This is a genomic window from Bacillus stratosphericus (assembly GCF_020524495.1).
Taxonomy (GTDB): Bacteria; Bacillota; Bacilli; order Bacillales; family Bacillaceae; genus Bacillus; species Bacillus stratosphericus_B.
Genome location: NZ_JAIVLB010000016.1, coordinates 55,779 through 67,864 on the forward strand (window position 1 = coordinate 55,779; position 12,086 = coordinate 67,864).

The following is a 12,086-nucleotide window of genomic DNA, read 5'->3' on the forward strand; positions in this document are numbered from 1 at the left end:
CTAGGAGGAAAAACAATGAAAACTATGGAGTATTATCTATTTGAGATAGAGGTAAACGAGTTACCAATATATGAAAAAGGACAATGGGAAGATAAAGGTTCCTTAACTGTAAATAAAGAGGAAGCAGTTGCATCTGAAGTAGTTGCATACGGTGCAACTACAGATCAGAAGTATGTTGAGCTATTTGAGAAAAATTAAGCAACTTGATTAATTGGTTAATTGAAAGTTATAATTGGATAGATAAATAAGCTCCTGCTTGTTTATTAAACATTACATGGACCTCTTTTCGCCGGGAGGTCTGTTTTTTTGAAAAATAAACAGGAGTGGGTTGTTAGGGTGACGAGAACACAGATTACAGTTAATATTGATCTTGAGATTTATACAAAGGTAAAAGAGAAAATTGAGCCTCTTAATTCCCATTTAAGAGTGGTTTTAAGACATTTTATTTCTAATCACTACAATCCTTCCGAAAATTTAGATCAGACTAAACCCTCAAATTCAATGAATCAATACATATTTAAATTTATGGCTGACGATCAATACTTAAATAAAATTAATGAGATGAACAACGCGCACTGGAATAGATCGAATCTCTTCAGAGATGTATTCAAACAGTTATTAGCATTTTTGAATGAATGTCCAGATTACTACAGAAGAAGCACAAAGATAATTAAGTCACAGTACAAAATAAGAGACGAAATGATTGTGAAGCTAAATCGAACTTTTCCATTCAAACAAAAATCAATAAACATTGAACTTTTCCTTAAAAATCATTATGAGCGTGCTTCATTTGAAGTTGGCATACATAAAGGAGCCAACCTTAAAACGACTAGAATTGAACTTGATTCATTGGCTCATGCTATTTTAGATAAGATCGCTAATGCATATGAGGTGAGCAAGTCTGTGGTAATGAGGGACGTTGTGAACCAGATATTAGAATATGAAGACAACAAAAAAGAGCTGAGATAAGCTCTTTTTTATTTTGTCTTCTTTATAATTTTATTTTTTTTAGAAAGTGCTGCAAGTGCTGCTGCCTGTTTTTTTGTTATGGACTTTTCTGTTTGATTAGCCATTGTCTTCAATCCTCTCTTCAGGAGTTTCTTTTTATTCATTATCGCCAGATTTTCATGGTTCTAACCCCCTATCCTGGACAATATGAATAAGTATGGCCGTTTGGCCCGATGACCCTGATATAAAAGAGCAAAGAACCGTAAAAGAGAAGGGGGAAGATGGGATGACGAAACGCGTTCATCTGAATCCGATTTTGAATAAGTTAAATAAGGATGAAAGCAAAACAATTCAAAGATCCAGTGTCCAGCAAAAAAGACAGCAGAGAGTGGATAAAAAACATGATATTAAAATACCACTAGACAAAGAATTGATTAATGAAATGAAGAAAAGAGCTTTTGACAAGCGAATGACTCTTACTGAATTCACTTCTCACTTGCTCCAAAAAGGGGTAAAAGATCCTTTGGCCAAATATCTTCCGATGCCGGAAAGAAGTTATAAGGGAAATGAAAACACTGTGCGTGCAAAATTAAATAAGCATGAGTACGATCAATTATTTGCATTGCAATTGGAATTTGATTATAGGTCCCAGAGACAGGCTGCTCATCATGTCCTAATGAACATGCTTATGAGAGATAAAGAAAATGACTTATTATAGGGTGATCCATGAAGAATTGGACATGATAAGTGGGGCTTCATCGAAGTGGACTAACCTCATGAGGAAAGCATACAAAGCTATTATGCAGGACATTACCCTAGAATTACACCTGGAACCATTCGTGCTTTTGAGAGCAAGAACGATATGCGAAGACATTGAAGATTTAGCTGAAGAGGAATTTGAGTTGGAGGACCTTCTCGGATTGCTGTATAAAGATTTTCTAAAACAAGTAAAAAGGACAAGCGATATAGTTTCCCTCAGAGAACTTTATAGACGTATAGAAGTGAGGAAAAACAATTACTTAAAGTTGTCTACTTATGATGGTGAATGTGTGGAGATATGGAATGAAGGTTTGGTCACATATAGAATCAAATTGAAAAGGGATGACTTGTTAAGAGGTGAAGTATTCTTATGGGATGTTGCTGGCGAGGATGTGGAGATATCAATAGGGGAAATCATAGAAATATCACTTAATGAATTTGTTGCGGAATTTATGAGAGGTGAAGGAAAAAACATAATTCAAAGATTAATAAATTCGTTAAATGAAGACAGCTAAAACTGTCTTTTTTTTCATTAAAATATCCTAAAATATATCAAAAAGTAGTGTCTATTATATGTAATAATGGTATAATAGAAGTAGTTGGAAAAGCAATTCAAACGGCGATGCTCTATGAGCAAAATTGTAATGTTTAAAAAAACAAGTAGGAATGTGAATGTGTCTACATTCCGAATAGGGAGTGCAGATCAATGAAAGAAATTGAAATTATGAGGCAGGAAATGATTCGTATTGGATTTGAGAAAGGATTCTCACACCAGGAAACGGTGAAAATTAGTCAAGAATTGGACAAGCTCATTTGTAATGTGATGATAACAAGCAAGGCGTAGCAACAATAAATACGAATTGCTTTTCTAACCGATCATAGTTTGGAGGCTTAGATATGGAAATTCAACAAAATGCATTTACTGTCAAGCAGTTATACAACATGGAAGCGAAAGGAACCATCCGATTCGACTATCCATTACAAAGATCTGATGATCAGTGGACACTTGAAGCAAAATCACTTTTAATCGATTCAATTGCTCGTCAGTATCCGATTCCACCTTTTTATTTTTTGAAATGCAACAAGCTATTAAACGAGCAGCCAGTATATGTGCGATCCTGTATTGACGGAAAGCAAAGGCAAACAAGTATATTTGATTTTATTGAAGATGGCTTTAGGTTACATAAAAAATTAAAAGACGTACTAGTTGATGGAGTTAGGTATGTCTTGAAAGGGAAATTATTTTCGGAGTTAGATGAGGTAATCCAAGACATGATCTATGGAAAATCCTTCTCTTGTTATTCGATTGATAAAGAGACTGCGACAGATGAAGAGATTGCAGATCTGGTTTATCGTTTGAACAATGGTAAACAAATGACTACACAGCAAAAGGCAAAGGCCTTAATGGGTATTAAATGGGCCGAGAAAATCAATGTGATCGGCTCTCACATGTTAATTGAGAAGCTTTCTGCCTTTTCAAAACAGCAATTTAGAAATGAAGCCCACACTGCGACAATTATTCAAACGATGATGATGCTGGAGGGAAGAGATCGTCAATATGAATACAAAGATGTAACACAGCGTTCACTCAGCCAGTACAGCGAGAAATTTAATGAAGATGTGGAATATAAAGAAAGTCTGTTAGATCAAATCAATCAGGGAATGGATTACCTTCTTCAGATTATCAATAAGAAAGAAAAGAAGTTGCTGCAAAAGACTCATTTCCCAATGACGTTAATTACAGCAATTGAAGCAATGAAACAGGATATTCCGCCTGAAATGTTTGAAGAATGGATGAAAGTGTTTAAGAACCAGGTCTTTAATGAGGGCGAGATTGATTTAACTAAGATGCTGCCTACGTGCAACTATGATCAGTATATCGGAGCAGGCACAACAGATAGAAAAATGGCCGATGGGAAGATGAATGAAATGTTACATCACATGTTGCATTACGTTGAGTTGGAACAATCAGCATAAATTGAATAGCCGCGAATATGCGGCTTTAAGTATTGGAGAGTGAAAAAATCTTGCGTGATAGGGAACCTGAAGAATTTTTGTTTATTATGCCGGTTTGTGGAATTCCACTATTTGTTGTTTACTCCCATTTATTTTCTGGTATTGGGGGATGGCTTGAAGGTGGGGAAAATAAACCAGTAACTTTTGAGTCTACATTTAGCGAGCTTCTAACCTATTTAATAGGGAGATTTATTTTTTATACAAGTGGACCAGCTTTTTCTGGGGTAGCAACTTTAGTAACAATCGTTGCATTAATTGCGTTGTATGACTTCCTTAGTGAAGAATATGTCCCTAGAAAAAAGAAAAAATGGAAAAACAAAAGAATGTTCGATTCAACCAAATTAGATTACAAACAATATGCAGTATTAATAAAGAGTCTTGAAAAGTTGGAGTTGCTTAATTTAAACGATCATACATGTCCTAATAAGATACTTTCACACACTAGAGTTAAACCAATTAAAACACAGCTAAATAACGCAATTCAGAGACTGTTTATTTATTTATCACCTGAAAGAAAAGAGAGTTTTTCTTTAGGGGCATATCCAGAAGTTTTCAATAAAATCGCTAAAGAATTCCATGTCATGATTCCTTCTCTAAATCAATTTATTACTGAGTATGAATCCATTAAGGAACTAGACTTAGATGAAGAACATACAGAGAAGGTTGTGAGTTTTTTGAAAGACATTACTGATTGTTTAATCAATTTTAAGGATAGAATTTTGCCTGAGTTTCAACAGGCAAAACATTATAAGAATGCGATGCTACATGTCGAATTAGATATATCAAATAACAATGTGAAATTCGAGAAGGGATTTTTGACAAAACAAGAACAATTCCCAGAATTCATCAATCAATATGAAGAAGGAGATCCGAGAATTAGAGAATTAACAATGAAAACAACCACTTCTGTTGATTTAACAAAAACACCAAACAATAAGAAGGAGCGATGAAATGTTTGAACTGGAAAGTGAAAGGTCAGCGATTTTAGGTGTAAACTTTCTTGCAGGAGGAATTTTTTCATTTGTCAGTGCAGCTACCATTATAGAAGATTCAGCAGACAAAAAAACATTTTTACTTACTATGCTTCCTAAATCGATCAGTGAGTCATCTATGTATTCTTTTTTTACTTTGTTCATACTGTTCTCCATTGTTTTTAGTCTATTTTCAATACTTGGCTTTAAACTGTTCACATATTTATATGAAGAGTATTTTCCAAAGAGAGCAGAATTGAAAAGACAACGAGAAAACAGAAATGAATTAATGACAAAATTCAAAGTGGCCGAAAAAGATATAAATCAATATCAATTGCTTATAAAAAAATTGGTGTTATTAGATGAAATAAATTATGAAGCTGATGTTAGTTCGAGTAGGGTATTCCAATCAAGAACAGTTATTCTTTATCGGGATAAACTTAATAGGGCTATCACAAGAATTGAAAATTACTTATCAGCGTATGAGGGAGAACAAAAATTCTCATTAGGAAGATATCCAGAAGTATTTAGAAGAATATTAGGGGAATTCTATGTTTTTATCCCTTCTATTGAGGAATTCATTAGAGAGTATAATCACCTGATAGAACTGAAATTAAACTCTGAGTATAAAGACAAAGTAGTTGAATTTCTAGAAGATATTATTGATTGTATAAAGAACTTTGAACATAGAATTTGCACTGAATTTAAGGAAGTGGAAAAAGCTAATGATGTGCTGGTTCATGATCTAGTGGATATTTCAGTAAGAAACATTAAATTTGAAAAGCAATACTTGACTGGTCAAGTACAATTTCCAGAATTCATCGATCAATATGAAGAAGGGGACCCGAGAATTAGAGAATTAACAATGAAAATGAAAACAACTACTTCTCCTTATACCAAAAAATCACCATACAAGAAAGAAATTAAAGATGATCTGCAACACTCAATGATGCAACAATCTGTCTTGCAACAGTCAATTCTTAATAAGAACGAATCACAATCGTGTTCAAGTCATTACAATTCAAGTTACGATAATTCCTCAAATTATGATTATAGCAGCAGTAATGATAGTGGTTCCTCTGGCGGTGGTTGCGATTAAAAATAGTGGCAACGCAGTAAAAGAAAGCTCAATACGGAATATTGAAACAATAGCCAAGTCACTTCGTAAGAAGAATATATATGTTGAACTTATAAAACGTGTGCAAAAGAAAGAGAGGCAAAATCATGTTTGAAATAGCATGGGTTGGGTTTAATTTGTTTCTTATAGTAATAGGAAGTTTTTTAATTATTCACAAGTGATCGACATAGATAAAAATATTAATGTTTATGGAAGTAAGGTGTTTTAGTGTGAAGGAAAATATTATTGGATTAGGATTTTCGGTTTTTATGTTGATAGTTGTTGTTTTGATGGGCGTGTATTCCTTATACAAGATTGATGAAAAAATGGATATGAGAAAAACTGAAATAATTAAAGAGAGATCAATGAGATATAAGCTTGTTAGTGAAAAATTAAATGAACCGAAGGATTCTTTTTATATTGATATAAAAGAAGGTAACTATATTGTGATAACGGAAAAGGGAGAGTATATAGTTGATTATGATGATAATTACTCCAAAATAGAACACTTTGTGAAAGTGGGGCCTAAAAAAAATGAATGAGGGCTTAAATAGTGAACAAATTCTATTTTTGAAGAATTACGAAAAAGAAAAGAGATTAGTAGCCTTTAACAGTGTGCAGACTGGACATGAGTTTGCTGGGGCCTCTAGTCTTGAAATTGAATCTTTAGTTGATAGATGGGTGCTTATTGATTACATCGATAATGGCTTTGTTAATTCAGAAACACCTTGTGAATGTGGAAAACCGTTAAGATATCAGTACATTGTAAAACACCATGAGACTGGTCAAATCAAAAGGCTAGGCATAAAGCATTTTGAGGATCACATTGGGCTGAAGAGAGAGAAAGTAAATCGAATGAGAAAAGAGTTTGTATCCATTGAAAAAGAGGTGGAAGAGATCTCTAATCGAACTAGGTTGAATTGGTCCTTAGTGGAAGAACTTGGCTATATACCTAGTATGAGCGAAGATATGAAGAAACAAATCGAACTAGGTTTATCTCTCTCTAAAAAGCAAATGAGTAAACTTGAAATGGATATGAAACAGCAGCAAAAAGAGAAGGGGCCAGATAAGATGCATTCTGGTGGTGACCTGTTCAGTTTTGATTCAGCTCTTAATACAGGAGGGCTAACTGAAATTCAAAAAGATAATATCCAGGCGTATATGAAGAAAGAAATTGATAATCCAAGAGTAATTGCTGAAATGCTTGTCAAATACGGATTGGCTCCCGATGAAAGGTATTCGACAGGCAAACCTAAAATATATCCTGCTGTATGTAGCTTCATGGGCAAAAAAGGGATATAAATCTTCGTATCATGAAAATAAATCAATCAAAGGAGCAAACAAATGAAAAACACAGGAGGTATTGTACGTAAATTAGACCAGCTGGGCAGAGTCGTGATACCAAAAGAACTTAGAAACACATTAAATATCAAAGAGACTGATCCATTGGAGATATTTGTCGAAGGAGAGTCAGTCATTTTCAAAAATATAAACGCGATGAAGCCTGCGTAATTACAGGCGAAGTATCGAGTGAGAATATGCGCCTTTCAAATGGCCTTGTGTTCAGTCGAGAAGGAGCCGAAAAATTATTTAAAGAGATTACAGCCCTTTCTAAATAACATGATATCTGGTCAATTCTATAATAAGGAGCCTTTAATGGTTCCTTTTTTGGGATAAGAACTAATTTTGCAACTGGTCTCATTATCCGGTCACTACTGGTTACAAGAGGTTATCTTTCTTAGATATCTCTTCAATAGACCAGTAGGGGGAATGTACATGAGAAAGCATTCGAATAATAAGCATTTAGGGAAGAGAAAAGGGCGGCGTTCAAAAAAACAGAGACGGATCAACTATGAAGTGCTAACATCCATCACGCAAATAATGAGTGTTATGCTAAGGCTCGTTTTATGGTTTATTGATAAGTGCCGTAACGTATCTTGAAGATGGAAGAACACTCTCTATTTAATAGAGAGTGCTTTTCTCTCGGTGTTCATTTTGCGGTATACCGAAAATTTACAATCAAAGGACATTTATTCGAATTTAGAATAGTTGGACATGTTAAAATATTGTATATATAGGAAGGTAAGGGGGAGTTTGTGTGGGTGGATTGACCAAGCCGTATGATGAAGTAGCAATCAAACTCAATGAATGGTACTCAGCCATCAAAAAGGGTGAAGTAACTGACGCGGAATTTTTGAAAAAAGAGGTTAAGGGTCTGGGCCTCTTTGACGACATGGAAGAGAATCAAACAGTGCTGCTTTACTTTACTTTACTGGAATTTAGACACGAATTGATGTTGAGTGATCTTCGGCCAAAGCTTGTTTCTATGGAGCTTCATGACTTTATGGAACATATAGAAGATCAGAGAAGTAAAGTTCAAAATTCAAAAGGGGAAATGAATCAAATAGACAGGATGTTAGAGTATTACTTCTGGTTCTTTAAAGGTACACATGAATTCAGGAAGAATCAGTTTGACATTGCGTTAAACTGCTATAAAAATGCTGAAAAGATTCTCGAAGATGTAGAGGATTCTAACGAAAAAGGTGAATTTTACTACAAGTTAGCCGAAGTTTACTATCACATAGATCAATATCAAATATCGGTTAAGTATGCATTAAAGGCGTTGGGATTTTTCTCAGAACAGCCATTAATGGACGAGAAAATAGCCTGGTGTTATTCAGTTATTGCTGGTAACTATCTAAGCAAGATGCAGTATGATGATGCTTTAAACTACTTCAACAAGTCCCACTCACACGCACAAGTTACTACCAAGCAATACCTCATCACTTCAACAATTTTCAACCTGGGCAAATGCTACTTCCATTTAGACAAATTCACAGAAGCTTTGTCGTACTTTGACACAGCAGTTGAGTTGTTTGAAAAACATGAAACGCGTCATGCGCCAAAAGCTTATTTCAACAAGCTGCACACACTGTTGAGATTAGGACAAGTCGTCCCAGCAACGGATGCATACCAAAGAGGGGTAGCAGCTGCACAGGATCTAGGTGATAAAGTATACGAAACTGAAATGCAGTTTCTATATCATCTTTATTTTCACTCTAATGATTCCGCATCTGATCTGAAGAAGTGGCTTGAAGTGATTCAAAGTCAGAATCTTCATGAAGATGTTTATGAGCTGGCAATTGAAGCAGCGCGCTATTATAATAAAAGTGGGCAGTTGGAAAATGCTGTCGTATTTTATGAAAGAGCAGATCACGCAAGATCGCTTATTCAGAGAGGGGAATTGTTAAATGAAATTGAAAAGTAAGCTTATTTTTCCCATCATTCTAGTAGCTGCTGCATTGGTGCTACCTTTGATTCAATCAAATGCTTCACATGAAGTGGCCGACAAAGTCATTACTTCAAGTGTGAAAGAAGGCAAAGTAACTTTGTAATGTCTTACCGTTGAAAGATCCCTTTGGGGTCTTTTTTATTTTAAAGTGGATCAAGAGGCTAGGGGAACCTGGCCTTTTTGTTGCGAAGCACCAGCTTTTCGCTGGCGTTCGCATGGTAGAAAAGCTAAAGCTTTCCTTTTATTGCAGGCATCGAGCCTGCTTAGGCAGCTAACGCTGCAAAAGACAAAACCCTTGCTATGCTCTGCCAACTACGTTGTCATCGCATAGCTTTTTTATTTTAGTCTGTCTTCAAGCTCACTGACTCTACGGACGAGTGTACTTTCTTCAGTGTAAAATATTTTGTTTTTAAACCTGATATCCATTAGTTTTTCTAATTCCTTTTTTAACGTTTCTGTTACTTCATCTTTATATCCTTTCCGCACATGTATTTATTTTCACCGGCCAACATTTCATGGTATCTCGCTCCACGCTAAACCATAGGATAACAAACATCTGTAAGCCCTGGTTCCACCAGGACAACAGCTGCATTGTTCCTCCATCGTTCTTCACGCGTGGCCGACTGCGTGCAGGCTCGAGCCTGCTTACGGAAGCTATCGCTTCCTAAAACCATCGGTAGCCAGCCTACGGCTGCCATTGAAGTGACATTTCCCTTTTGACCTCCGAAGCGTACAACATTCGGGGCCGGCTAATCAAAAAGCGTGCCAAAGTTTGCGCCTGCGGCTCTTTACCACACTTTTTGATAAGACGGCGAGCCACATGACAAGGGCAAATGCTGATCAGTCGTAACTAGTAAGCCTCAGAAATGTTTAGCAGTAGAGCCTATGCTAAACATTCCTGAAGCAACGGTTACGCTACCTAAAGGCAAATCAGCACTTGTCGCTAACGCGATGCCTACGGCCCTCTTGTCATGCGTCTATCCTCAGTTGTCCGTTCTACCTGTCAAAAGGGAAAATTCCTCCCCTGAAGGGGAACAACCCCTTCGGAGGTAAAAATGAAAGAGGAGCAAAACAAATGAAAACATTTACTGAATTTTGTAAACAAAATCTTATCGAGGTTATTCAAGAGAAAAGGTCAATGCATATGGATATGTCTACACTAAATCTGCAAACGACAGAAAATATTCAACTGGATGTTAAACAGGTTCAGCTCATGCCAAAAGTATGGGAAGAAGAATTGAATTTATTCTTTGTCCATGTGAACACTTACGGATTCATCTATACAAATCCATTTTCTAATTTTAAAAAATTTGCAATTGAATCCATTAGCTTTGGTATGACCTATCTATTACGCCAATCATCAATTGCAAAAAAACATTGGGATTATCCAATTGAACTAGCTGATATTGCAGATCAAATGATCAAAGAAGTTAGTGCGGTTGAGTGCATTAACTTTCATGAAGAATTGGATCTCGATGAAGAATATGTTCACAGATCAGAATTTTTAGAGTTTGGTGATCGAACTTCATTTAAACGCGTATATGAGGCAGGAGAAGGAGTATACACATTGTTCAGTAAAAAGGGGCACGACTTCAACATAAAGGATTTACCTTTGTATAACCCTGAATTAGCGTCAATTTTGATGCTGAAAGAAAGCGAATATCATCGTCTATTAATTTTAGCTTCAATAGCTCATGGGCACTTAAATGATCTGTTAGAACGTGACAATTCATATGATTTTATGAATTGGTCACTAGAAGAATTTAAAGAAAGGGCTAAAATTGAAACAAAATTTTATGGCAAGGGGAATTTAACCTTTGGAGGGCAAGTTGATGATGTAAAAGTTGATTCCTTCCATCATTTCAATTTGATTGTGGATGGACAAATCTTCATGCACATGACCGTTGAATCAAACAATGAAATGATGGCATTTCCTCATATTCTATTGAATAGGGGAGAAGTGAAGGAACGAAAGGCGTTTCTCCATTATCGCGACCAAGATTCATACAAATGTGTTTATACTGAAGGTCCCAATCATTATTCCTTTGAAAAAATGAATGGAAAGGTTTTTGATGTAAGAGACTTATCTTTGTATGATAAAGATATGAATAAAATCATAAGTGAGAAAGGGTTTGCCACAAAAGAATACCACTCTTTTGTCATACTAGCGTCAATCGTGAACGGTCATTTAGACAAATACATGCAATCGCCATTTCATCGTGTTATCGATTTTAACGATTTTTCAATAGATAATTTTAGAGACAGGTTAAAGATTATCGTGGAAATTTACGGTGATGGATATTGGGATGTCAGTGATGGAGGATCAATTGATGAAGTAGACATTTATTCATACATCAAGCCAACTATTATTTTAGATGATGAACTACTGCTAGAATAAGAACTTGAAAGTGAAAATAGTTTGGTTGACAAAGATATGCAAATGAGGACACTCTTTGATATTATGTTCAACTTCAAGGGCAAGTTAATAGACCACTATTAAAGAAAGGCTAGGGGAACCTAGCCTTTTTTGTTGCGAAGCACCAGCTTTTCGCTGGCGTTCGCATGGAAGGAAAGCTAAAGCTTTCCTCTGATTAAAACGCAGGCATCGAGCCTGCTGGGTCAGCTACCGCTGCCCAAAAGACAAAACCTTTGCTATGCTCTGCCAACTTCGTTGTCATCGCATAGCGTTCCTTCTCCTGAGTTTTAACGTCATCACCCTCATTATTATGCCCTCTATGAACGTAATAAAGCCTTATAGGTCCATCTAACAGCAATTCCATTGTTTTAATAAAGAGATCTTATATTACTTCTATAAAAATTGCATTCCAACTACTTAGGGCTGCCCTGCGGGTCTACTCATGAACTGTAAGCCGGCACAAAACGCCGGCCAACATTTCATGGTATCTCGCTCCACGCTAAACGATGGGATAACAAACATCTGTAAGCCCTGGTTCCACCAGGACAACAGCTGCATTTTTCCTCC

General features: G+C 35.9%; 13 protein-coding genes and 1 pseudogene. All 14 read left to right on the top strand.

The window, feature by feature from the left end; all coding sequences use genetic code 11:
- The first annotated feature begins 15 nt into the window (after positions 1-15).
- The gene (locus LC033_RS08385) at positions 16-198 is read left to right on the top strand and encodes a hypothetical protein (RefSeq protein WP_144495511.1); all 183 of its coding nucleotides are present in this window, start codon (positions 16-18) and stop codon (positions 196-198) included.
- Positions 199-306: 108 nt separating this feature from the next.
- Positions 307-969 (top strand): hypothetical protein, encoded by a 663-nt coding sequence (locus LC033_RS08390; RefSeq protein WP_226567821.1) that lies wholly within the window; start codon positions 307-309, stop codon positions 967-969.
- Positions 970-1,234: 265 nt separating this feature from the next.
- Positions 1,235-1,666, top strand: a complete 432-nt coding sequence (locus LC033_RS08395; RefSeq protein ID WP_226567822.1) for a hypothetical protein — start codon at positions 1,235-1,237, stop codon at positions 1,664-1,666.
- Entirely contained in the window at positions 1,653-2,222 is a 570-nt protein-coding gene (locus tag LC033_RS08400; RefSeq protein ID WP_226567823.1) for a hypothetical protein, read from the top strand. The genes LC033_RS08395 and LC033_RS08400 overlap by 14 nt, the downstream gene beginning before the upstream one ends.
- A 191-nt stretch (positions 2,223-2,413) precedes the next feature.
- Entirely contained in the window at positions 2,414-2,551 is a 138-nt protein-coding gene (locus LC033_RS08405; RefSeq protein WP_144481710.1) for an aspartyl-phosphate phosphatase Spo0E family protein, read from the top strand.
- A 53-nt stretch (positions 2,552-2,604) separates the two neighbouring features.
- Complete coding sequence (locus LC033_RS08410) at positions 2,605-3,684, top strand: DUF262 domain-containing protein (protein WP_226567824.1); 1,080 nt, start codon at positions 2,605-2,607, stop codon at positions 3,682-3,684.
- 50 nt (positions 3,685-3,734) lie between these two features.
- Entirely contained in the window at positions 3,735-4,673 is a 939-nt protein-coding gene (locus LC033_RS08415; protein WP_226567825.1) for a hypothetical protein, read from the top strand.
- A 1-nt stretch (position 4,674) separates the two neighbouring features.
- Complete coding sequence (locus tag LC033_RS08420; RefSeq protein ID WP_226567826.1) at positions 4,675-5,793, top strand: hypothetical protein; 1,119 nt, start codon at positions 4,675-4,677, stop codon at positions 5,791-5,793.
- A 248-nt stretch (positions 5,794-6,041) separates the two neighbouring features.
- Entirely contained in the window at positions 6,042-6,353 is a 312-nt protein-coding gene (locus tag LC033_RS08425; RefSeq protein ID WP_226567827.1) for a hypothetical protein, read from the top strand.
- Positions 6,346-7,113, top strand: a complete 768-nt coding sequence (locus LC033_RS08430; protein ID WP_226567828.1) for a DUF3895 domain-containing protein — start codon at positions 6,346-6,348, stop codon at positions 7,111-7,113. Before LC033_RS08425 ends, LC033_RS08430 begins: the two co-directional genes overlap by 8 nt.
- 42 nt (positions 7,114-7,155) lie before the next feature.
- Positions 7,156-7,430: pseudogene (locus tag LC033_RS08435) on the top strand (transcriptional regulator AbrB family protein).
- A gap of 479 nt (positions 7,431-7,909) precedes the next feature.
- A complete protein-coding gene (locus LC033_RS08440; RefSeq protein WP_226567829.1) occupies positions 7,910-9,079 on the top strand; it encodes a Rap family tetratricopeptide repeat protein in 1,170 nt (389 codons plus the stop codon).
- Positions 9,063-9,206: a hypothetical protein gene (locus LC033_RS08445; RefSeq protein ID WP_226567830.1), complete on the top strand. Its 144-nt coding sequence runs from the start codon at positions 9,063-9,065 to the stop codon at positions 9,204-9,206. Before LC033_RS08440 ends, LC033_RS08445 begins: the two co-directional genes overlap by 17 nt.
- Positions 9,207-10,178: 972 nt before the next feature.
- Positions 10,179-11,501: a hypothetical protein gene (locus tag LC033_RS08450; RefSeq protein WP_226567831.1), complete on the top strand. Its 1,323-nt coding sequence runs from the start codon at positions 10,179-10,181 to the stop codon at positions 11,499-11,501.
- Positions 11,502-12,086 lie beyond the last annotated feature (585 nt).